This window comes from Aporhodopirellula rubra, assembly GCF_014192335.1.
Classification (GTDB): domain Bacteria; phylum Planctomycetota; class Planctomycetia; order Pirellulales; family Pirellulaceae; genus Rhodopirellula; species Rhodopirellula rubra.
In genome coordinates this window covers 145127-168570 of record NZ_JACHXU010000001.1, presented here as the reverse complement: position 1 = coordinate 168570, position 23444 = coordinate 145127, and the positions used below count along the sequence as shown (strand labels likewise).

Below are 23444 nucleotides of genomic sequence, written 5' to 3'. Positions count from 1 at the left end.
GCTCACGAATTCGCCTCGTAGGACTCTTTGAATTTGTCCATCGCGCGCAACCAAAGCATCCGCACGGTGCCCGGTTTGCGGTCGAGTCGTTGTGCGATCTCTTCAAAAGACAACCCTTGCAGATTTCGCAACACGATCACGTCACGGTACTGCGGACGCAACTTCGCGAGCTGGTCTGCTAACTCGACGGCCCGTTCACGACGCCGCATCGGTTCGCTCGGCGACGGACCTCGATCGGCCAGCACGTTGGCGAAATTGGCAGCGCTGTTGTCTAACGCGTCACTGACATGCTCGATCGAAATTTCACGACGCATGTCTCGCTTCTGTGCATTGAAATGCACGTCGATCGCGGTTCGCAAACAGTTCACCAAAATCTGGCGCAGCCACGCTAATAACTCTTGCTCGCTGCCTCCACGAAACGCTTCAAAATCGCGGTGGGCACCCAACATGGTTTCCTGAACCAAATCGGACGGGTTCATCCGCCGACGCAACCGTCCGTCCAACTGAGTCGTCGCCAAGACCGTCAAATAATTACGATACAACTGCAACAACTCGCCCAGCGATTGCGTTCCTTCATCCCGAGCCTTTTTCAGCAATTCTGGGACAGGCGATTGCGCGTCATCCGGCGTGTCTGCGTTGCTCATTACCGTCGTCTCGATCCATCGGGAACGTAAGCGTCAGCAAACTCTCAACCGCAATCGAGCCGAAAACTTCATGGCGACGAAACATTCGAGCATGCCAACTGGTGTTTCGCGATACTCTAGGCCGCGCCAAACTCGGCGGACATCACGATCACCGAACGTCAGTTTGCCCCAAAACAGGATCCCACGCCAGAGTCCAACATTTAGTAACGAACTCCAGAGTCCACGGACACCTTCCACCACGGATAAGTCACGCCTTCCTGACAAGAACCATGTCGGAGACAACACGTGTTACTCGCTGCCCGTTTCGCGACGGCGACCGGGACGTTCGATCCATTGATACGCCCGCTTCGCGTTCAACGATGCGAACTTCCTCGTCGCCTCCGCTCCATGTTCGACTGCGTACTCAAACGCGATTCGCTGCAACGTTTCATAGCTCGCTCCCCGTTCCGAGACGGGCCAATTGCTAGCATAAATCACCCGGTCGTCGCCAAACGCGTTCCACACGATATCTAAATAAGGGCGATAGAACTCCAGATCATCCGGTGCCGAAGTTCCACCCTCACGCGATGCCTTTTCAACCAAGGCTGAGATTTTACAAAACACATTCGGATGTTCCGCAGCAGCCTCGATGCCTGCCCGCCACGCCGACGGTGGCGGGTCCGAAGTCACCGCAACGTTGCCGACGTGGTTCACAACGATACGCAGATTCGGAATCTTCTCCGCAAGCCTCGCCACGATCGCGGGAGTCTCAGTGCCTCCATTGACATCGAGAGACAAATCACGCTCGGCAAGCAGAACCAAGTCGTCCAGTGACGCCGGGTTCTCGCTATTCTCCTCTAGAAGCTGATCGAGCAAACGCACTGAGATGCGAATACCGCGAAACAAAGGATTCGCCGCAAAGCGATTCAACTGCTCCGCGAATTCATCGTCACCTGGATGCAGCCGTCCCACGATGCCCACGATAAACGGGTCCGCTTCGGCCAACTTCAACAACCACGCATTGTCGTCCACCCATGAACTTGCTTCCACAACCACAGTTCCCGTTACCGGCCGAAACTGTTTTAGACGACGCAAATTTTCGGGCAGCACGGTTCGATACAACGATGAATTTTTCGCAGGCCAGGGAACGCCCTCCGGTCGACTCGGATCATAGAAATGCGTATGGCAATCAATGATATCGAGCCCATCAAGAAACTCACTCAATCGCGTTTCGCCATCTTCGATGGACGAACTTCCACCGGACGCATCGTGATCACGCGGTTCGTCCGCACGAACATCGAAGGGCAGGATCATCAGAGTCAGACTCGCGGCAACAGCCAATGCACTCGCGATCCATGCTCGACGATTTCGTTTTAACATTACTGCTATTTAACGGCGTGGGAATGAAGGATGCCTGCCGAGTCGCCTGTGATTGCGGTGGCACCATCGAAGGTCAACACCGATTGTAGCGGAAGAATTTGAATATTGGCGTTCGACTCATCGTTCTCGATCCGCACAACCTTAGTCTCTTTTGCATCGCTCGCCCAAACACGAACCTTTTGATCACGTCCGCAACTGACCAATTCCCCGGCAGGTCCAAACCGCAGATCCAACACGCCATTGGGAATCTCGCCATAAACACCAGCGGGTCGTTTGGGTGGGTGCGCTTTTGGTTTCGAGAAAAGTGGCCAGCCTTTCGCGACGTCCCACCAAACGATCAAGCCGTCTTCACCACTGGAGGCCAGCAATTTCGAGTCCGAACGCCACGCGAGCGCCGTCACCGACGCCTTGTGCTCAGCCAGCGGGCGAATGACACCGCCGTTCTCACCATCCCAAAGATGTATATTGCCGACACGATCCGCCGACGCTAACAAGCTTCCATCCGGGCTGAACGCAACCGCGGTCACCCAATCGGTGTGTTTGACCAACGTATGCAGCACCGCTCCTGTCTCGGTCGACAAAATTTTCACGACACGTCCCGACCCGCCGATCGCGATTCGACGTTCGTCCGGCGAGATGTCCGCGGCGATAACCACGTCCGTTTCATCTCCCATCTCGGCGAGTCGTTTACCCGTCTGGACGTCGAACAACACGCTAACGCCGTTTTGAACCGGACGTCCACCCGCCACCATCAACAATCGGCCTGATCGACTGAACTGCAACACATGCGGCTCACCTTCGGGGAACGCGAGCAAACCGATCGTTTCTTGAGTTTCGGTATGGATCAGTTCAACACGTTCGTACGAACCAATCGCTACCAGTGGTGCCCGAGGGCTCGACGCCAACGCGATGACAGGGAATGGTCGCAACGTTTCTCGTGGAGCCACCGGTGACAATCCTTCGGGCATCGGCAGTGGACCATCTTCAAGATCCGTCATCGCGGTCGGCCGAAATTCGATGCCCCGATTCTTTTCGACCTTGCTGCCTGAATTTTCTCGCAATCCCGAATCGATCCACGCCTTAATCAGTGCAATCTGTTCTTTCGGCAAAGGATCATTTTCGGGTGGCATTCGCTCGACGGGGTCTTCAGCCAGAATGATTTCTAGCAACCGACTCGCACTGGATCTCCCCGCAACCACGAGTTCATCGCTGCCGGCGACGTCCGCGTAGCTGGCCAGATTGATGCCCGCCTCTTGTTTCGATTCTCCGTGACACTGCCAGCAGTGACGTTTCAAGATCGCAGCGACGTGATCGTCATAGGTGACCGGCATGTCATGGTCACTCTCGCCGGTCATCTCGGCTGCATCCATATCCGATGGAGCCAGCCAAATAAGCACCGCGACGAGCACAGAAAGGATCAACAGCGACAAGCGTCTTTGTACGGAAAATGAGTTCATTGAATTATCTGAAGAAGGAACATCACGTCGAATCAAAAAGGCAGACAACCGAGGCCAATCGGTCTCAAAACAGACTCCGCGACATCAATGGTTAAACGAAAATTCTGTTGAATTGAACAATCCCCAGAAGATGTCTTCATAGACGCTCGGGTCGTTTTTCGATTCACCGACGGCTTCGACCAAAGCGGCGATTTCGTCCTGTGTCGGTTGCCGACTAAGTGCCCTTACAAAGAGTTCGTCAAGAATCTGCTCGGGCGTGTCTTTGGACGCAACCAATTTCTTGATTTCCCCACCCGCCCACAAACGTTTCTGAACGGTCTCGCCGACGGCTAGGTGCAATGTTTGAGACAACGTGGGCTGCGTGTTGGTTTCGCACGCACAAACGGTTGCACGACTGGAACGACCGAACGTCTTGAAAAACGGAGTGCCATAATTCGGCCCTCCCGTATCACCACCGACAATAGGGAAATAGTTGATCGCACGCGTCCCATTCGCGAAACCGGGAAACGACGCATTCATCCCTGTTGCCGTGGCAACGGAGTCCAACAGCACGTCGGCCCGCAGGCGACGTAAATGAGCATGCGAAAATTGTCGTGTGTCCCCATAGTTGGACGCATTGGGTTGAATGCTCAATTGGTAAACACGCGAATTGCAAATATCACGAACCAATGTCCTCAAATCAAAACCGGACTCCACGAGACGTTTCGAAAGAGCATCCAACAGTGGTCCGTTAACGGGTGGATTGCTGACTCGGATATCGTCGACCGGTTCAACAATTCCGGTACCGAGCAACTGGGCCCAAATCCGGTTGGCAATATTCCGGCTAAACATCTCGTTGTCCGGCGACGTCAACCAACGCGCGAGTTCTTTTCGTGGATCTCCATCGCTGGAGACCGGTTCAATACCACCGAGCACGCGGGCAGGCATCGGTCGTTGGTCCACGACGTGCTTCATCGGCGGTGTCGATGTGTCGTAGAAGATCCGTCGCTCCCGCGGCTCGACACCGGGTTTGCGTTTCATCCCGGCAAAGAAACTGACAAAACTGTAGTAGTCGTCTTGTGTCCAACGGTCGAACGGATGGTTGTGACATTCGGCACACTGAATTTGCACGCCAAGGAACACTTGAGAAAAATCGGCCGCAAACGCCTTCGGTTCAAAACGTGGCCCGTGAACCATCATCGTGTAGAGGTTCGCCGGACCGTTGGTGAGATTACTTCCCGAAGCCACAACCATTTCTTCGACGAACTCATTCAGCGGACGTCCCGAACGCATCTGCTTTCGAATCCACTCATAGAACGACATGGCCGCTTTGACGTGAGTGGCCGCAGGAGCATAGTTGCCGCCCACAATTCGCAATTGCTCGGCCCACAACGCGGTCCACAAATCGGCAAACTCGTCATCGGCCAATAGTTCATCAATCTTCGCGGTGCGATCCCGATCACCGTTAACAAACGCCTCGTATTCCTCCACCGTCGGCGTGCGTCCCGCCAAATCCAAGGTCACGCGTCGCAAAAACGTTTCATCATCGCAAAGTTCTGACGGTGTGATTCGCAGCTTTTGCAAACGATCAAACACCAATTCATCGATGTAGTTCGTCGCAGGCGGATCGGGCCACTGAAACCCCTCGGCAGGCGGCAACACAATGACCTCTGCACCAATCGTAAACCGGCTATAGCGAGCGAACACATACGTGTCTCCCGGTCCAACTGCAGTGACGTTGCCGTTGTCGTCAATCGTCGCCACGCTTTCGTTGTTACTGTGAAATCGAGCGAGCGAAGTGACCAATCGTTTGGAACCGTCATTCGCGACCGCGCCAACTCGCAGTCGGTCCTTGGCTCCTTTTTCTTCAAACAGGAAGCGTTGTTTGGAAAGGATGACCTCCACGGTTTCGGGAACCGAATCTGAATCATCCGGTGCCCCCGCCGCGATCCATCGATAGAGCGTTTGATAGTACTCGCTGTCTTCATCAAACAGTTTCCCACCGGTGTGGGTGACATCACCAGTAGACTTCAACAACAACAGACTCTGTTCCGGAATCGCCGTGTTCACTCGGCGTCCCACCATTTCGTTGACCGTGCGGTGATAGTCTCCTTTCGGATCGTACCCAAACAACGACAACATGAATCCGTCTTTCCCGCTGGCAGCACCGTGACACGAACCGGCGTTGCAACCGGCTCGAAAGAACACCGGCATCACGTCTCGACGAAAACTAGGCGTGTCGGCCTCGGCGACCTGGTCACTGGCGGTGACCGCCGCAGCAGCAATCAACCAACCGGTCATACCGATCAGCAGACTGCGCATCCAAAAACCTCGAAACTTCATTGATCGATTGGATGCAGTCGGCATAACGAAAGGCGAATGGTGTGAGAGATTCATGGTGTTATTCCTCGAGGCCGTGGCGGTACATGCCGGGCAAAGAACGATTCGATGGGAGTGCGGTGAGGCTTCGGTGGTCATGGCGTTAACCCTGTCCGGGGTCAATTCTCAGCACGCCATTGCCGGTCCGCTGGACGATTTCTTGCCCCTCCGCCTCCAGGATGACTTCGCACGCCAAACCCGTGGCTGATCCCAACAGAGCTTCGTCGGTCGCTTCGATTTGGAACCGCACCTCTTTGGACTGTTTGTTCAATGTCGGCATGGGATCGATGACGTTCACTCCCTTGGGCAATCCGAGCAACCGGACACGTGCCTCGCCATCAAACGTGTTCTTGTGCTTGACATTCCAGACAAAGGACTTCCGTTCGCCTCGGCGGACACTCTCTGGACTCGCGGCCAATTCGACGTAGCGATCAGCAACCGTCAATCCGATGAACTCAGACGAAACCCGTGTGTGCCCAACACCCAAATAGGGATCAATGTCATCACGAACTGTGCTCGCGATCGCGACCAGCGGCCATGTTGTCAACTGCGCCCCATTGGTTGCCGAAACTCGTAAGAAGCCTTCCGTTTCACCGGGTTGGATCGTTTGAGGTGGCTGAATCGCCAACCCAGGAGGTGACCAAACGGCCCCGAATTCGATCGCGCCCTCGAAGCCCGGTTGGCGATGAATTTTGACGGGCAATGCCAACTCGCCTCCGCGAACCAACGGCACCGACGGTTTGAATAACTCGATCGAAAACGGTGCCGGATCAACCACGGCCGTGATATAGGAGTCCACACGAACGGTGTTCCATGCGTCCCCGCCCGAATGGTTAATGAAAGGCACCTGTTGCACTGACCGGCTTTCGACAATCTCGTTCGGATCCGAAGGGATCGCGTCGAGCGTAATCACCGCTCCGGCCGGTTCGGCATCCGCATCGGCAACCAACTGCATCGGCCAAACGCCAGGGATTTTCCCTTTCGGCATCGGCGGAACAATCAGCTTCATCCCGTCAGGAAGCCCTCGAGCGATGACTTCAAAGTCGCCTTGGATTGTGTCGCATTGCCCCTGCGGCATGTTCACGTTCACGGTCCAGCGATTGCCCTGTGGAACAGCCAACCCGGTGACTCGCATCGATTCGGTCCAATCGAACGTCGTACTCTTTAGCACGGTCTGAAAGAGTGTACGAGGCGATTCGATTTCGATGCGATAAATGCCCGTTGGTCCACCACTGCCACTCGAATCGTGCAGCTCGATGAGATAATCGCCATCCTGTTTGGGTTCCCAAACAACAGACGGATCCAATGTGTCGGGCAAACCGCTGCGTGAACGATAGTTCGTTCCGTAAACGTCACGTTCCTCCAACGTCACATCATCAAGATCGACTTCCGGTTTCCCAGGCTCGCCATCCTCATCGATCGGACGAATTCGGAGTCGCGGATCAATCGGTGATCCCAACGTCGTCGAATACACCCGAACGTGCCAACGATCACCTTTGCGAACATGAACACGATAGCTGTCCGACTCTTCGCCAGTATCGATGATCCCGTTGATGGCGATCGGAAGTACCTCAACATCGGTGACGCGTGCCGTTGGGTTCTCCATCACATTGGGATAGGGGCTACTTCGCAACGGAATCGGCGTAGGCGAATCACTAAAGTAGTCAAACGTTCCATCGAGGTCGCGAATGTGAATCTGTTTTTCAACATCCCCCAACGCGTCGCCGATCAACCGAATCTTCTCGACCTGACCGGATTGACCGCCTGGCGGAAACGCTGCTAGAGGCCGTGGCGTATCACTAATGTGCACGCAATAGGGACGGTCCGAAGGCACAAAAATGGAACGTGCGACTTCCACAAAAACATACCCGTCCCGTGGCACCTTGAGTGACACGATCGGGTCCTGAATCAACAACGAATTGTCATCGTTCGCCGCCAACTCGCGTCCACTTTCGTCCAATACTCGAACGGCAGTATCGAATTCCGAATCCCCATAGTGAGTATCCGCGATGCGGGCACAGGCTACCTCGACGGCCAAACGCTGGCCCGACTTAACAGGCATCTTGTACATGTCCACATCCCCGCGAGCACCATTGTTCAATCGTCCGCGAACACTGACATTTGGCGTCACTTCGACTGCGGTATCCATCCCGTCGTTGCTGTTGCGTTCCTGCTCGTTCTCATCCACGACCGGGAACGGGGTGACATGGAAAGTAGCAATGCAGGTTAACTCGTCGGACGTTCGCAGACGAAACGCGTGTTCCCCGGCGGGGCAATCCGGCGAAATTTCGAACTGGCACACGATCGATTCAGCGATATAGCCACCATGCATGACATGACGTCTCCTCGGTGGCGTTTCAGACACCTTTAGTCCGGTTGCACGAATTCCCGGTCGATAGAAAATGATCTCTTTCGGATCATCCAACGACACTCCACTGATCGTCACCTCAACGGTCGATCCTCGTTGAGCGATTCGGGGATGGACGGACTCGATTGCCTTGGTCATCGCGCCAATGCAAACATTGGTCAAACAAAACAACGAGAACACGATGGCGGAAATTCGCACGTGCATAATGAGTTCAGGTGGGGCAAGCGGGGAGGGATAAGAGAGTGACTATTTTTGGACTAGACCCGGCATGGTGAGTCGCAGAATTTAGCTCAGCAATCCTTTGAGCAACTTTCCATCCTTGATGATCTCGATCGGGCGGGTCCCGAACGCCAACAACTCTTTGTTTGCATCGATTCCGAGTTGGTGATAGATCGTGTGCATCAAGTTTTCCAACGGCACCGCGTCACGTGCAGGTTCACCGCCGATCGAATCACTCGCTCCATAAATGAGCCCGGGCGAGAAACCGCCTCCCGCCACCAACATCGAATAGTTTCGCGCCCAATGGTCTCGTCCGCTGGTGTTATTGATTTTCGGTGTTCGACCAAATTCCGACGTCACCCAAAAGATTGTCGTGTCGAGTAGTCCACGGCGATCCAAGTCAGTGATCAGTCCCGAAATCGCGTGATCTAACGCCGGCATTTGGTCCAGGCAGTCTCTTTGGACATCGACGTGAGAATCCCAACTGCCATAGGTCACGGTGACGAAGCGAACACCGGATTCGACCAACCTTCGAGCCACAATCATCTTCTCGGCGAGTCCCTTGGGATGAAAGCGGTTGTCAGGCCCTTTAAGCCCAACGACATCGCGTCCGTACAATTCGAAGGTTTCTTCGGTCTCACCATCGAGAGCGAACGCCGCTTGCGACTCCTGCGACGTCAACAGCGTGTAGGCTTGTTGATAGAAGTCATCCATCGTATCCAAGGTCGTAGGATCCGCTTCGAGACTTCTGATCTTTTGCTCAACGATTTCACGCGCAGTTTTGCGACGATCAAATCGCTGCATCGAGACACGCTCAGGAATCGAAAAGTCTTTGACTTTGTAGTTTCGCTCGGCAGGGTCAGCGTTGAGTTCGAACGGACCGTGAGTGCTGCTGAGAAACCCAGTGCCTCCCGCAAAGCTGTGGTTGTTGGGAATCGCAACGTACGGCGGCAACTCGCCACGTTTGCCCAACTCGTGAGAAACAATTGCCCCCATCTGCGGGAAATCGATCACCGCTGTTGGCGTGTATCCCGTGAAAAGGTGATACGTGGCAGTCGCGTGGTCCGGAATTTTCCCCACCATGCTGCGGATCACGGTCAACTTGTCAGCGACCGCCGCGGTCGCAGGAAAGTTTTCGCTAAAGATTTCTCCGGTGTTTGTCTTGGTAACCCCGAATGCCCCGCGATATTCCACCGGTGATTCCGGCTTCGGATCAAACGATTCGTGCTGAGGAACACCACCGCCCAGGTGCAACTGAATCACGCTGAGTGCTTTGGGATCTTTCAGCGTTTTCCCCTGAGTCATGCTGAACGCATCACCGCCTTGCGATTGCAATCGAAACATGTCACCGAGCGAGAGCCCCAATCCACCACACACTCCGGCTTGGATCGCGGCACGGCGATTCATCATCGAGCGAAAACCCGTGCAACCGTGCCGATTAGGCGCATCGCTAGACCGATTTAAGTTCGACATATTCAATTTCCTTAGGCGGGAGGAGGAAGGCGGGATGTGCGGTGGGAGGAAAAGAAGGGCAGCGGCTATGGTTTGGGCAACGGATGTTCGAGCGGTGGATTGTCACGCGACCAGACCAGACTCGGTCGGCCTTCATCGACGAGCGTTGAAATCTCTTCATCAGTTAACGCACGCTTCCAGATCGCGACTTCATCCATTCGTCCGCGAAGGGAGCGTGGCGGCCGTTCCGAAAACTGCGCATACGAGACCCAATTTCCTAACCGACACACACCCGGACTGATCTTGAAATCGCTTTGAACGAGAGTGCTCTGCGTCACTATTTTTCCATTGACGTAGATATCGCTTCGACAATCAGGAATCGAGGTAACCGAAACGACGTGCACCCACTTACCAATAGGAACGGGATCACCAACCCATCGAAGTTCTTCGCGTGGCGCCCCCATGATGCCGCCGCGAGGCAACCCATAGCGGTTCATTTGAAAGTGCAAATCACCGTCGTCACCATGATTTGAATTACAGATCGCAATCATTTCTCGATCGAGTCGATCCACCTGCAGCCAAACAGCAACCGTGATTTCTTGATATTCCCCTGGAATTTCAAACTCAACAAAATCCGTGTCTCGATCAAACAACAACGCCTCTTTCCCCGCCCATCGCCCCGAAACCCAACGCGGTCCATGAATACGACCGGACGTGACGACAGAGTTCGATGCCGAGTTGAAGAGCGTCTCCGAATCTTCTTTCTTAATGAACGGGAACCAGCCAATCAAACTCGGGTCATCGGTGTGATGCTGGCCAATGGTTTTCCAACGCAAATAACCAATCTCGCCCGGCGACGGAAACTGCTGTCCGTCCGGCTCGCCACCTTGCTTGGCTTTCCCGTTGGCATACCGCACCCAATCACCTTCGTACACACTCTTCATCAAACCGTTGGTTGCGGACTCGCGCACGTTCACTTGACCATCAAACACCTGCATGGTGCTTTCACCAGTCTTCTTCGAAACATTCAAACCGAACTCGGTGCCCACGTCTTCGAAATTCACGTCCGTAGTCGCAATCGTGAATCCGACAGCCGACGGCGGAACAATCGCTCGCACCGCACCAAACGCCAAACGGGCGTGCAGCAAATCGTCGATCGCCAATTTCGCGGGTGCCTTCATCACCAGATCCACTCCACTGGCAAACCGCAAGTGAACGGTGCCTTCCAACAATTCGTAATCGCCCGGCGAAAAGATGACGTCATCGGTCGATCGATTGTCAGCAAACTTAGCCCCCGCCTCATCGACCAACATCGCCGTCACTTGAGCGTCGGTATGATCGACCTGGGCAACCGCCACCGGTGAAGGCAGAACAACCGACTCGCCTTCAAACCAAAAGTTTGGACGCTGACCGATGAGCACCGCAACACACCCACCAACCAACATGACCCAAGGAATGATCACTGCCGCGTGCTGACCGATCCACATACTCCATCGCGATTGACGTTGCGTGACACCCCTGTATGAACTAGCGGTTTCGATGGATCGTGAAAGGGCTTCGAGCGAACGGACTTCCGCCTCTGAATCTACCGGCTTCACGTCCGCCGCATATCCAATCTGGTCCACCATCCCACCAACCGCATCGACCGATACCTCACGGGCAATGCCTGCTTCCAAAAGCCGATGACGGATGTAGTGTTTCCTCGCTTCCGAATCCGTCTTCAGACGCTCTTGCAGGTTCGTAAAATCCTTCTCACTGGGCGTTCCATCAATCGCCAGGGACAGCAGTTCGATGTATTCACGGTCTCGACGCAACGCTTGCAAAGAAGAACGCGAAGGTTCGTTTTGTTCATCCATCATGACGCCTTCAATTTTTGTTGAACGCAACCCAGCAACGATTCTCGGATTCGAAAAAGTGCTTGACGAACCGACCCGACCGTTCGGTCCAACGACTCGGCGATCAACCTCAACGAAGAGTCGGGCTCGTAACGCATGCTCAAGAGCTGTCGTTGGGGCGTCGGCAGTTTTTCCATACAACCCTGCAACACCTCCATCCGGTCGTCGATTTCACTCCCCATTTCTCGCACGTCCAAGGCAATCAATTCCAGCAGTGAATCGTCAAAAACAAGCCGGTCACGCCCGAGCCGTTTGCAGTACGTTAAAACCTGAAATCTCGCGATGGTGGATGCCCAAGCCCAAAAATTGGTTCCCATTTCAAACTCATCGTGCTTACGCAATAAAACAACATTTACGTCCTGCAACACGTCATCGATATCCTTGGGGTCAAACAGCAAACATCGCACAAAACCGTACAGCCGATTTTGCGTTCGAGTGAGTTCCCGAACAAATTCATCAGGTGCTCGATTGTCAGTGGTGTTGTCTTCCATTAGTCGTCTCCAGCAATCTCGCAATAGGTGGGGAACTGCGGTTTCGCTCCAAAAGTACATGGCGCACAGAGGCGCGATGTCACGCCTAATCAGAAGATAATGGGACAACACAGTAATGGCACAGTGCTTTTAAACAGAAACCGATATTACTCGGCCCATCCCACTGGACGTTCGTACCCTTCCGATGCGAACGAGAAGCTCAAAAGGTTACTCGCTACCACGGATACCGCGCATACGAACCCGATGGTGAATTTCCGGTGTCACGCGGTCAGATTGCAATCAGATTCGCAGAGCCAACCAACGTCTAAAACACCCCATAATGTTCTGCCTGTCCCTCCACAATCAAAACGCGTTGATCGACTTTGATATCGCGATGCACCTGGCGTTTCCCACTCGGCCAACGAACCTCAATCTCGACGGGAGTCGACGCCGGACCGAGCCCGAATGAGATCACATGCTCGTTGCGACTCAGGTAACCGTCGCCTGCTGCGGACCACTCGACCGCCTCTCGCTTGCTCCAACGGGCGTGAACGCGTGCGCCGATCGCATCACGTTCACTTTCCGTTCCGATCAATTGAACTTGCATCCAATGATGGTTCGTCGAAGTCTCGTTCAACAGCAGTGCGGAAGGTTGGCCGATGTGGGTGATAACCACGTCATTTTTACCATCGCGGTTAAAGTCCAACCGAGCCATTCCGCGTCCCAAATAGTTGGACGCCCAATAGCCCGACGGATCCGAGACTTCGACCAATCGAAAGTCGCTTCCCGAATTCGATAACAATTGCGGTGGTTGACGGAAACTCGAATGGTTCTCCATCGAATCATCGAGATGACCGTTCGTAATCATCAGATCGAGATTGCTGTCGTTGTCAAAATCGATTGCTTGGCTGCCAAATCCGACCATACTGCGGGTCGGGCCGGCAAGGCGAAACGGAACACTGCGATCTTGATAGGCGTCCTTGTCAGCCAAAAAGAGAGTCGAATTCTGATTTTCATAGTTTGAAACGTGAATATCGAGTGTTCCACTTGAGTCGAAGTCGCCGATCGCGATTCCCATCGAACCCGTCGCCACACCGCTATCGTCAAACGCACATCCCTTCAGCGTGGCGACATCGTTCCAATCCTGTTCGACACGATCGCGAGTCCAGAGTTGATTCGGGAGCAGGTCGTTTCCGACAAACAACTCGTTACCTGGATTCCCATCAAGATCAGTCACGACGACGCCCAGTGCGTAACTGTGATCACGATCTCGAAAAGAAGTGGACCGAACATCTCCTTCACCGTCATTGATCATTATCTCATCCGCACCCACCCGGTATTCTCCCGGCGAAACCGCTCGTACAACCCGTCCCAATGCATCCAAAGGTGGCTTTCGGTTGATATCAGGATCGTCGACATAGACGCACTGAAAAATGTCCGGCAGGTGATCTCCGTCCAGGTCTCCCATCGCGATCGAGGAGGGAACTCGCTCACGGTTATCCGAATTCGACAACGTGCGGCGTGAAAAAGTGCCATCACCGTTGTTGATCAACAACACCCCCGTCCCAATGTTGGAAACGACAAGATCAGGAAAGCCATCTTGATTCCAATCACCACTCGTTAGCCCCAAACTGTATTGCAATTCAGTCGTTCCACTGGCATTCGTTACGTCCACAAATACCGAGTCCGCATTGCGATAAAGCTGATTGGAAACGTCGCCTCGAAAAGAAGGCGGATCGGATCCACCTTGAGCGAACGCCAAATCAGCCGCACCGTCCAAATCAAAATCAATCACCGCAACACCACCGCCCAGGGTCTGATGAATCGAATACTGCTGCGAAGCGTCAGTGCTCGACACCCGATAGGTGTGATGCAACCCCGATTTGGATGCCACGTTTGTGAAACAGGCGTGGACGGTATTTTCATCGGTACGATTTGCCGCGTGAAATCCCAATCGCTCCGATGGAAGCACATCGAATTTCGGCACCGGATACCGATTCAAATCCAAACCACACAAACGTTCCTGTTCACTAGGAAACGCCTCTCCTGTCGCGACGATTCGGCGACGCTCAACACTGAGTCGTTTAATTTCGGATATCGCCAGACCTCGATACCCGCTCTCGAGTATTTTCCAAAGTACGGCTTCAAGACGTCGGTCCAATTTGAACAACGTCGCCGCCAACGCCGCAATCGCATCAACGTTCGGTTCGTTCGATTGGGCGATCTGATTGTTGAACTTCATCGTATCACGGAGCGCGGACCAGCGAACGTTCCAACGGTCCGCGAGCTCGACATGCCCCAACGCGATGAGCGGTTGCCGAATACGACCGATCGAAATGAAATCCGATGGATCGCGGGAAATGGCCTCTCCTAACGCGCGAACCGCCTGAGGAAATCGATGATGCCGCGACTCATAGGCGCCGATCGCTGCCCAATAGTCGGCAAAGTCTTTAGTTTCAGAGGTCGTTCGCGCCAGCCACCATCGAAAGCGATCATCATCTTGCGTCTCTGCAACGGCACGACCATATAACGCCATCTCGGCTGGCATCGCTTCACCAGCTTCAACTCTTTCATGCAACGTCGAGATCACGTCATCGTATTGTTGCACGGCAAACAGTCGACGTGCTTCGCCGCACTCGCCGATAGGCCAATAGGGCAGCGTCCCTTCCTCGAGCTCATCAGGCCGCGACGGATCGTCATACATTGCATCGGTCAAAATCACCAACGCATGCAGCTCGTCTTGATGAACATCGCCATGACGACAAAGTTCGCAAATCTGCATCGCCGCCTCGTGCCGACGCCCTTGGCGGTTGAGCAAGTAGGCGAGTTGTCGGCGAGGCGGAACTGCCGCAGGTACCTTCTCGATTACTTTTCGGTATCGACATTCGGCCTCATCATACCGCTGCAATTGAAAGCACCAATCTGCCGATTGCCCCAACGCAGGCAAACCGGCTTCGGGGTGTTCTTCGGGGATCTCGTCGAGCAGTTCGATCGCTTGGTCCAACCGACCGCTGGCCGCACGAACATTCGCCAAACGAAACAACACCTCAACATCATCAGGACTGACCAGCAACCATTTCTGAAGCAATTCAGATGCACCGGCGAAGTCATTTTGCGTGGCAAGTCGCTCCGCAGTTGCAATCGCGGTTTCGCGATCCTGGACGGACGACTCGCTAATGCTGTCCCACGTAGACTCTTCCGTCTCACTGACGATCGACCGCGGTACCACGGAGGAATCCTCCATCTTGCTGGGCACTTGCGATGGTTGCACCGCATCGGGAGCACGACTGCATCCCAACAACAAAGCGCCCACCAACAGATACCGCCAGACGCGTGAAAACGTCTGGCGGCATTTCTCGAGATACACGATTCTCAATGTCCCAAAGATGTCATTCGTCGAGCGGGAAATCGATCAACGAATCGGTGGTTCATCAAAATTCCCCGTCGATAACTTCGCTAGACGCACGCGTTCCGAGAGCCCCCCATAAACCATAAGGGCTCTTGGCACCCGGTGCCCGCGTACCAGTCTTCCCGTATTCGACCATCGCCGCCCGAGAGTCGCCCGCTTCGATTGAATCGGTAATAAACTTCACTGCACCATCGGCCATCAACACATGGGCACCGCCTTGGTGGCGACTCGACATGCCGAGAACTCCACTATGCCACGACGGCTGATCCTTATTCCAAGTGCAGCTTTCTCGGTTCGGGGGCAGAATCGTGAAGCAACCTGAATAAGTCGCCAGCGCGTCCGCCCAATGGAACCCTCGCATCGCAGCGACCGATCCCATCACGGTATCTGGATGCCAAAAACGCGGACGCGTTGGGTCGATCAACGGAGTCGTATCATCCTGACACGCCGAAGGATTCAGCAGGATCGTATTCTCTGCAGTCACCGACCCTGCGGCCTTCGGCAGACTCGTCCGCACATCGTTGTCACCCAAGTCTGTCGTGATTTCTCCGGCCGCGATAGTATTGGCAAGCCCATCGAGAAAATCACGAAACTTGGTTGACTGCAGCGTCACGAAAGCTCCACGCAATGACGCACGCGTCCGCACACCGTAATAATCTCCCGTTTGATACCTCGGGTGACGCTCTCCGCGAATGTCGATCGCACCACGAGCGGACCACGCAATCGAGTCACCTATGCAAGCCGCGTAATTGGTTCGTCCGAGGGCAGGCAATCCAGTGCCCGGATCACTTGGACAGCGGTACGCAGGCAGTTCCGTCGACCATGGAATGTACTGAATTTCTTCAGGAGTCGGACCAAAGGCAGGCCATGGGGTCGTCCCACCAGGGTCGCTAGCCGCGCCATCGACACGGCCGATCATCGGATTGCTAATCTGCTCCCAAAGAGCCTGCTGCTCAATAAATGGCGTGCATCCGACCAGGAAACTTAGGCGATGCAAGTTACCGTCATCTTTGTCGCCCCAGAACCAGTGATCTGTCGCTGACATCGTGCCAGTTCCTTGCGTCGGCAACTGGTCATACGCACTGTGATAGTTGTGCAGAGCAAGCCCAATTTGCTTGAAATTGTTACTGCAACTCATCCGCCGAGCCGCCTCGCGAGCCGCTTGAACTGCAGGCAAGAGCAGCCCAACAAGGACTCCAATAATCGCAATCACTACCAGAAGCTCAACGAGCGTAAAGCCTCGCGACTTCGAACCAAATTTTCTTAACATGTCACCAAACCAATACAGAGGGGTAAAAAACTCCGGAACAAGGCAAGCGGGCCTATTGTCTCCCATCGAGCTGGACTCACCGAAGGTGCCCCTGTGCCGCGTAACACAGCCATAAGGGTAAACCCGCGTGCTTATCCAGATGGCGCCCCCCCCGAACACGTCACGCGCAATGAATGAAATTTCCGAGAAAAATTCGTGCGGGCAACAATGCCAACGACTCAACGAAAAGCCGCAATTTTGTTCGGAACGACCCATCGCCTTGCGGCATTAGCTGTAATGGAAGCAGGTGCAGTATCTGTGTTCCTTTTTGTCTCCAACCTCATTTGAAGGATTCTTCGATGAAAATGCTCGCCCTCACATGTTTCTTCGCCAGCAGCCTTGCCCTGACCGGTTGTGGATCAGGCGAACCAGCCGTTATCGGCCAGGATGATCCCGACGGAATCGCCAACTACGAAGCCATCATTGCTGAACAACAAATGACTCAGCGTGACATGAAGGACGTTGAAAAAGAAGTGATGGCGGAATAGGCAAGCAAGATCGCAGGCACCACGCAATGAACACGCGTCCCCCTGCCAACCAATGGGTTCCGGCGTTTCGGCCGTGAATTAAATCATTACTCGTCATCACATCGTCCATGCAAGAAATTGATTCCGTTCCCTGTGACACGCTTGCTGTCACGGGGAACGGTCAGTGGCATCAGAAAAACGGCCCCTGCCCCTGAACCACTGTCCACTCGCGATCCACTTTGATTGTGTCGATCGCCTGCTCGCTTCCGTCAGGCCATGTGATTTTTGCGGTGACAGGCATCTTGTTTTTTCCGAGCCCGAAACGCACCAAACGTTCATTGCTGCATAGGTACCCGTCACCTGCCGATACCACGCCAATGCGTTGATGGCCATCTTGCTCGATCTCGACGATGGCCCCGATTGCATCGCGAGCTACGGAGCGACCGATCAAGCGGAAAGTAATTTGGTGGTGATCGGTCTGCGTTTGGTTGATCAATAGCGCGACCGGTTCGGTCTGGTGCGTGACAACGAGATCTGTCTTCCCATTTCGATCGGCATCGACCGTCCATAACGCTCGCCCAGAGTGTTTTCCCGACAAATACCCGCCTGCATCATGAGTCCGAAAGAGGGCAAACCGTTCGCCAGTCGTTTGGTAATAGACTTGCATCGGCTGCAGATATTCCGATTCACTTTCAGACACAGGGAAGTCAACGTGCCCGTTGGCCACCACCAACTCTAGCAATCCGTCATTATCAAAATCGACGGCTTCGGTTCCGAAACCCACCATCGGAAATGCCGCTTCGGAAAGGTTTTGCTGCAGCGTTCGGTCGAGCCAAAAACCGTTCCCGTTTTGCTGATGAAACGTGTTGTATTCGTCTTCGAAATTGGTGATGTAGATATCCAGATCGCCATCCCGATCCATGTCCGCGGTGGCAATTCCCATCGAGGCCTGTGGGTTAGAACGATCATCCGTAGCCAAACCACGCGAGATCGCTGACTCCATCAACCGCGGCAATCCCGCCGACGCGTGGCTGTAGTAATGATTATTGCTCATGTCATTGGCAACAAAGATATCTAGCCCCGGTTGGCGATCCAAAGACGAAACCACAACGCCCAGACCACGCCCCAACATTGTCGGCTCAAAGCCCCAATCCTGCGTCACATCGACAAACGTTCCATCGCCTCGGTTATGAAAAAGACTGTCCGCTTCGGCGGCGAAATAGATCGGCGCACAAGATTTGTGAATGCCCTTTTCTTCATCCACACACGAGTCCGTCACCGGATCGAGACCCGCGCAGTAGTTCAGGACGACCACGTCGGAGAGCCCATCGCCGTCGATGTCCGCGATCGCACCGCTGGATGACCATCGCGAAAGACGATCGGGAAAGACTTTCGCGGTGGCGTCGGAAAACGTGCCGTCACCGTTGTTGATGTAGACCGTGTTTTCGCCGTAATTCAACACCAACAAATCGGGAAAACCGTCTTCATTGAGATCGCCTACGGCCACCCCTTGCCCGAAACCGGTATCGTTCGTCCGAGTCTGAATGCCCACGTCTACAAATCGTCCGTCTTGGTTTCGCCACATCGCGTTGGGAGCCGAATCGCGATGCGGCGGTGTACCACCAGCGGCCGACAAATACAAGTCACACCAACCATCGAGATCAAAATCGATGGCGCCACCGCCACACCCGAGTTCGGCATAAATCGGGATGCCAGGTTGGTCCAAATCATCGCGTGTTCGTCCGAAAAACTGCAAACCTCGTTCGGCCGCCTCGTTGACCAGCGTTGGGGCGATCGATGCGACCGCGATTGGTGGCGCTGACGCGACTCGCGATTGCGAATCATCCGATCGTCGCTTCGGTTTGGGCAGGTGACCGAGGTCGCAAATCAACTCCGGGTGCTGCTTTGTTACCTGCCACGGCGTATCACGACGCAGCGACTTGACGATTTCCTGCCGCACCGCCTCCACGTCAACATCGGGTTCGTCAGGCGAGACTGGAAATCCCATCGCGATGGCCGCCCACGCCTCCGCTTCCCAGGGCCGTCCCAGCCGACTCAGTGTCGTCGCCACGTTGGCGGCTTCGACTCTTGAGTCCCTTCCCGCGCGATCAAAACGTTTCTTCGCCTGAGTTGCTTGGCTCAATTGATTCGCACGCTGCTGCGCCGCTTCGATGGCCTGCACTGCATCTTCAACCGGCAACTTCTTCAAGGCAAACTCCGGCAACTGCCGAAGCGTGGAGGCAAGTTTCGCCCACACCAAACCCACATCCGCGTTCCGCTGAGTCGCCTCCCAATACGCTCGAGCCGCCTCCAATAACTCACCTTCGTGACGTGCCCAATCGCCCAACACGGCCCAGTAAGTCCATTCTGTTTCGCAGCCGTTCATAACAGAAGTTGCCTCAAACCACGCCGGCAAGTCCTCATACCGCCCCAAATCCGCGAGCGTCCGTCCGAGCAGTAATTGAGCGGGCAGAAACTTCGGAGATGCCTCCAAAATCTCGAGCAGAACAGATTCCGTTTCCGTCATTTTGCCTTGATCAAACAAGTTTTTTGCCTTGCCGATCAACGGTCGCTTGTCGCTCGGATTTCGCTCGACCATTTGATCAAGGGAATCGTTCTCCAAGTCCCGCTTCTCGGTATTGCTCACCTCCATCAGTAACTCGACGTCGAATTTTCGGTTCCGCACGAGTGTCCGTCCGTGCGGAATCGCCTCGGTGTGACGTTCAAAGATAACCAGAAAATCAAACAACCAACGCCGTGTTTCGTCTTGATCGGGATGTTGCGTCACGGCTTCGGAAAGCAGATCAATGCCCTCGAAGATTCGCCCTATCGAGATCAACCCCATCACGGCTTGATAAACGGCACGTTCGTCCGCCAGCGATCCCGCATGCGCGGCATCCACCAACAGCCCCACAGCAGCCTCAGGTCGTTGGTTTTCATGTGCAACGCGAGCAACCTGCGCAATCACCTTGGGATCGTGCGAGTGAGCGATTAACACCGCATCGGAGTATTCATCGGCAGCACGCCAATTACCCGAATTGATCGCCGCTTGCATCGCGCTCAGAGGCGAAACATCCACACCTTCCGATTTGTCGCCAAAGTCGCTGAGCGACGTTTCCCCGGCACATCCGGAAAACGTTGCGATCATGAACAACACGATGGAAATCGAAACGTGAGATTTCGTTGCCGGACATCGTGTCATCTCTGCGAATAGTCGAATCATGGTTGCGAAATCAACGCGATGTGGAAAGAAATTTTGAACGACCGGGAATGATTTTGCATCGCCACATTCTGACGGTGGATACACAGCGGCGTGAACGGTAGTTGTAATGAGCGAGCGAGCCTACCGTAGTCACTCGCGAGTTTCAATTTTGTGAAACGAACACGATCTTCTTGAGAACATCGACTCACAATAGCTCAGTTCATTCACGTGTGCGTTGGATGAGTCAGTGTATCTGTTCACGTGTAACAAGGCAGACAGACTACCGATACATTCGACCTACTTACCCATCATCGTGATACCGATGTCTTCTATCACATTCCGATCAAAGATTTACCGCATGTCGATTCGTAAGATGATTTTCACCACCGGATTGTTTGTGGGCCTGTTAGCGAACTCCACCGTTTTGAACGAAGTGAGTTACGCCGACGCAGTGCATATTCCAGCAACCTCCGAAAAATCACCCGCGTTTTCTGTTCCGAGCGATAAACGGGTCCCTTTCGGTTGGCCTTCCATCGCCATTGCACCCGCCGACGAAGAAACAGCAACGTTCGTTCAGTGGTCCGGTCAAGAACTACCGCCCGGGGACAGTGTTCAGCTTCGGGTTGCCACCGCACTCGATTCCCATGAACCGTTATTGCTGGAAATTCGTGTTCCGAGTGATCCCGAACCACTCGGCAACATCAAACTCAATTTCTCGCCGGTCTTCCAAATCGGCGAGCTAACACTCACTCGAGTTCAGGCATCCCGCGTCCTTGCCGAAGGGATCCTCATCACCCGAACCGTGGGCAACGCACCGTTCCACCTCTTCGGGCCCTCCGCGAGTTCTTCAACATCAGACATCCCTGACATTCCCGCTATGCTCCAACCGCATCTCATGGTGGCGGGCGAAACCGATCGCTGGGCGGAATACATGAAACGACTCGAAGGCGTTGACACAGTTCAGCCGTTCGGTTGGATGGAGGGTGCGATCCTGGATGGCGTCTTTGAATTAGCCAAAGTCTCCGATAACGAACAACTCGATCACGCTCTCTCAGAACGCATCAATCTTTACTTGCATGGCGACCAGCTTATTTATGAAGACCCCAAGAGTGTTCCATGCGACAACCGAGTTTTCGGGATCGAAGATTCGCTCCCTTTCGCCGTGATCGCTCGCACACGTCCCGATCATCCCACCATCGAGCTCGCGATCGATTTTTGGAAAGACAAACGCCGCTCATCCGGCTATGCCGAGGGTTGCATCCAGGACGGTGGCTTGTGTAGCGCCGAAGGTTCCTACACGGTGGGTTATCCACTCATGCTCATCGGCCGACTTCGCAACGATCCTCAACTCGTCGAGATGGCCCTCGACCAATTTCGTATTCGCAAAACATTGCTCGTCGAAGAGGGAGACCTTTGGCTGAGGAACTCCAACGGCCGACGCCACATGAAGAACTGGGCCCGGGGCGTGACATGGTACTTTCTCGGCCTCGTTCGTGGTATCGCGGAAGCCCCTGAGGGTACCGACACGAACGACCTGCGGGCCGAAGCGATTCGCACCATGGACTGGGTACTGCAACATCAACAAGACAACGGTCTCTGGCGGAACCTTTTCGATCTCCCGTCGCAAACCGTCGACACCTCCGGCTCCGCAGGAATCGCCGCCGCACTCGCCATCGGCGCCAGCGAAGGCATCCTTCCCGAACGTGCACGCACTGCGGCGTTAAAAACCAAAAACGGTTTGACCAACTTCCTCACACCCGACGGCCTGCTCGCTCACGGGACCCCGAGCAATCGTTCTCCCGAAGCCCAAAGCAACCGCCGCGTGATCTTCCCAGTCGGAATGGGACTCACCGCACAGCTCATCGCGGCGTTGGAAAAGAAATAACAAAAGAAATTAACTAATAATCAAAGTGGGTGTGTATCTACCCGCGAATCACGCGGCCGCCGATGGACGCTGTCCCGATCGAGAATCAGCAGATGTCAGTGCCGACGTGGGCGTAGCCAAAACGAGGTACAAACCGAACGATGTCAAAACCGCGACTGCGTGAAGAAGCTATACAAAACGCCAAAACCCGCGGCCACGATCATCTCAGCCAACGTGCCCCGCATGCCCGTCGACCAACTAAAACGGACGATCGTCGCAAACGAATCAGAAACCCCGCTCACCCAAAGGGGCAGCAACGAGTTATGCAACTTCATGAGCCCCAGCCAACCCACGACTTCTCAACCGTCCGTTCCTCAACCATGCAGACCAACCCCATTAAATATGCATTTGAGCATCGTGACTGACTATACCAGGGCTCCAACGCAACAACCCGACATTTGCTTGGCACGCTTAAAAGACCCAGCCACTCTCACAGTCGAGCGATTGGTTTGGCAATCCAAAGAACTCCTTTACGGAGTTCAGGTTCCTTATACCGAACAAGTCATCGTCAACGGCGAAGTACAAACGACAACCAAGATTTGCGTCGAAGCGTATCGCAGCGATGGCCGTCTACTCAACGGGAATGAACTGGCACGCATTCTAAAAGAAGGAAGAACCTCCGTTTGGCTTGAAGATAATCAACAACTCGCCCCCCGCCATTTGCCGCTATTGAACAACACGACACTCGTTCTCCATGCCGTCCGACGCACGTCTTGGACGGGTAGAAGCGATTGCCGAACAGCAAAAAAACAACTTCCCTTCCACACCAATCGAGTTCTGCGGTGCCCTGCAATTCGACACCGGCGAGACAGTTCTCACGAACACAGCGACTGAACATGTCGAGGAAACTTACACCGTCATGGTGCCGATCAACAAACAAGTCGAATAGAACGGCGACTCAATCTCCGTGA

At 54.4% G+C, this 23444-nt stretch carries 15 protein-coding genes; 3 read left to right on the top strand and 12 right to left on the bottom strand.

All coding sequences use genetic code 11. The features are described 5' to 3' along the window. Positions 1 to 2: 2 nt before the first annotated feature. The 10 genes from FHS27_RS00525 to FHS27_RS00480 form a co-directional block, all read right to left on the bottom strand. Positions 3 to 644 (bottom strand): sigma-70 family RNA polymerase sigma factor, encoded by a 642-nt coding sequence (locus FHS27_RS00525; RefSeq protein WP_009096082.1) that lies wholly within the window; start codon positions 642 to 644, stop codon positions 3 to 5. Between the two features lie 288 nt (positions 645 to 932). Continuing rightward, the gene (locus FHS27_RS00520) at positions 933 to 2003 is read right to left on the bottom strand and encodes an amidohydrolase family protein (protein WP_184300280.1); all 1071 of its coding nucleotides are present in this window, start codon (positions 2001 to 2003) and stop codon (positions 933 to 935) included. A gap of 5 nt (positions 2004 to 2008) precedes the next feature. After that, positions 2009 to 3460, bottom strand: a complete 1452-nt coding sequence (locus tag FHS27_RS00515; protein ID WP_246418952.1) for a c-type cytochrome domain-containing protein — start codon at positions 3458 to 3460, stop codon at positions 2009 to 2011. Between the two features lie 84 nt (positions 3461 to 3544). After that, the gene (locus FHS27_RS00510) at positions 3545 to 5836 is read right to left on the bottom strand and encodes a DUF1549 domain-containing protein (protein ID WP_246418951.1); all 2292 of its coding nucleotides are present in this window, start codon (positions 5834 to 5836) and stop codon (positions 3545 to 3547) included. An 85-nt stretch (positions 5837 to 5921) separates the two neighbouring features. Then, positions 5922 to 8390 (bottom strand): serine protease, encoded by a 2469-nt coding sequence (locus tag FHS27_RS00505; protein ID WP_184300277.1) that lies wholly within the window; start codon positions 8388 to 8390, stop codon positions 5922 to 5924. 81 nt (positions 8391 to 8471) lie between these two features. After that, positions 8472 to 9815 (bottom strand): DUF1501 domain-containing protein, encoded by a 1344-nt coding sequence (locus FHS27_RS00500; protein WP_184300274.1) that lies wholly within the window; start codon positions 9813 to 9815, stop codon positions 8472 to 8474. Positions 9816 to 9943: 128 nt separating this feature from the next. Beyond that, positions 9944 to 11716, bottom strand: a complete 1773-nt coding sequence (locus tag FHS27_RS00495; protein WP_184300271.1) for a LamG domain-containing protein — start codon at positions 11714 to 11716, stop codon at positions 9944 to 9946. Beyond that, positions 11713 to 12243, bottom strand: a complete 531-nt coding sequence (locus FHS27_RS00490; RefSeq protein WP_063710222.1) for a sigma-70 family RNA polymerase sigma factor — start codon at positions 12241 to 12243, stop codon at positions 11713 to 11715. The genes FHS27_RS00495 and FHS27_RS00490 overlap by 4 nt, the downstream gene beginning before the upstream one ends. A gap of 304 nt (positions 12244 to 12547) precedes the next feature. After that, entirely contained in the window at positions 12548 to 15589 is a 3042-nt protein-coding gene (locus FHS27_RS00485; RefSeq protein ID WP_315854447.1) for an FG-GAP-like repeat-containing protein, read from the bottom strand. Positions 15590 to 15653: 64 nt separating this feature from the next. Further along, complete coding sequence (locus FHS27_RS00480; RefSeq protein WP_184300268.1) at positions 15654 to 16901, bottom strand: DUF1559 domain-containing protein; 1248 nt, start codon at positions 16899 to 16901, stop codon at positions 15654 to 15656. A gap of 338 nt (positions 16902 to 17239) precedes the next feature. Here FHS27_RS00480 and FHS27_RS00475 point away from each other — a divergent pair, with 338 nt between their 5' ends. Further along, on the top strand, positions 17240 to 17428 hold the full coding sequence (locus FHS27_RS00475; RefSeq protein ID WP_184300265.1) for a hypothetical protein: 189 nt from the start codon (positions 17240 to 17242) through the stop codon (positions 17426 to 17428). A 169-nt stretch (positions 17429 to 17597) separates the two neighbouring features. Here the strand turns inward: FHS27_RS00475 and FHS27_RS00470 are convergent, their stop codons facing one another. After that, a complete protein-coding gene (locus FHS27_RS00470; RefSeq protein WP_246418950.1) occupies positions 17598 to 20630 on the bottom strand; it encodes a CRTAC1 family protein in 3033 nt (1010 codons plus the stop codon). Positions 20631 to 20967: 337 nt separating this feature from the next. Between FHS27_RS00470 and FHS27_RS00465 the strand changes: the two genes are divergently transcribed. Beyond that, the gene (locus FHS27_RS00465; RefSeq protein WP_184301123.1) at positions 20968 to 22494 is read left to right on the top strand and encodes a glycoside hydrolase family 88 protein; all 1527 of its coding nucleotides are present in this window, start codon (positions 20968 to 20970) and stop codon (positions 22492 to 22494) included. A gap of 143 nt (positions 22495 to 22637) precedes the next feature. Here the strand turns inward: FHS27_RS00465 and FHS27_RS30905 are convergent, their stop codons facing one another. Next, positions 22638 to 22808 (bottom strand): hypothetical protein, encoded by a 171-nt coding sequence (locus tag FHS27_RS30905; protein ID WP_246418949.1) that lies wholly within the window; start codon positions 22806 to 22808, stop codon positions 22638 to 22640. A 419-nt stretch (positions 22809 to 23227) separates the two neighbouring features. On the opposite strand from FHS27_RS30905, the gene FHS27_RS00455 reads away from it, so the two are divergent. Further along, entirely contained in the window at positions 23228 to 23422 is a 195-nt protein-coding gene (locus tag FHS27_RS00455) for a hypothetical protein (RefSeq protein WP_184300259.1), read from the top strand. Positions 23423 to 23444 lie beyond the last annotated feature (22 nt).

What these genes read in the sequence shown, in the direction of transcription:
- FHS27_RS00525 (WP_009096082.1), bottom strand. Translation starts at nt 644, where the DNA reads ATGAGCAACGCAGACACGCCGGATGACGCGCAATCGCCTGTCCCAGAA.
- FHS27_RS00520 (WP_184300280.1), bottom strand. Translation starts at nt 2,003, where the DNA reads ATGTTAAAACGAAATCGTCGAGCATGGATCGCGAGTGCATTGGCTGTT.
- FHS27_RS00515 (WP_246418952.1), bottom strand. Translation starts at nt 3,460, where the DNA reads ATGAACTCATTTTCCGTACAAAGACGCTTGTCGCTGTTGATCCTTTCT.
- FHS27_RS00510 (WP_246418951.1), bottom strand. Translation starts at nt 5,836, where the DNA reads ATGAATCTCTCACACCATTCGCCTTTCGTTATGCCGACTGCATCCAAT.
- FHS27_RS00505 (WP_184300277.1), bottom strand. Translation starts at nt 8,390, where the DNA reads ATGCACGTGCGAATTTCCGCCATCGTGTTCTCGTTGTTTTGTTTGACC.
- FHS27_RS00500 (WP_184300274.1), bottom strand. Translation starts at nt 9,815, where the DNA reads ATGATGAATCGCCGTGCCGCGATCCAAGCCGGAGTGTGTGGTGGATTG.
- FHS27_RS00495 (WP_184300271.1), bottom strand. Translation starts at nt 11,716, where the DNA reads ATGATGGATGAACAAAACGAACCTTCGCGTTCTTCTTTGCAAGCGTTG.
- FHS27_RS00490 (WP_063710222.1), bottom strand. Translation starts at nt 12,243, where the DNA reads ATGGAAGACAACACCACTGACAATCGAGCACCTGATGAATTTGTTCGG.
- FHS27_RS00480 (WP_184300268.1), bottom strand. Translation starts at nt 16,901, where the DNA reads ATGTTAAGAAAATTTGGTTCGAAGTCGCGAGGCTTTACGCTCGTTGAG.
- FHS27_RS00475 (WP_184300265.1), top strand. Translation starts at nt 17,240, where the DNA reads ATGAAAATGCTCGCCCTCACATGTTTCTTCGCCAGCAGCCTTGCCCTG.
- FHS27_RS00470 (WP_246418950.1), bottom strand. Translation starts at nt 20,630, where the DNA reads ATGATTCGACTATTCGCAGAGATGACACGATGTCCGGCAACGAAATCT.
- FHS27_RS00465 (WP_184301123.1), top strand. Translation starts at nt 20,968, where the DNA reads ATGTCGATTCGTAAGATGATTTTCACCACCGGATTGTTTGTGGGCCTG.
- FHS27_RS30905 (WP_246418949.1), bottom strand. Translation starts at nt 22,808, where the DNA reads ATGAAGTTGCATAACTCGTTGCTGCCCCTTTGGGTGAGCGGGGTTTCT.
- FHS27_RS00455 (WP_184300259.1), top strand. Translation starts at nt 23,228, where the DNA reads ATGCCGTCCGACGCACGTCTTGGACGGGTAGAAGCGATTGCCGAACAG.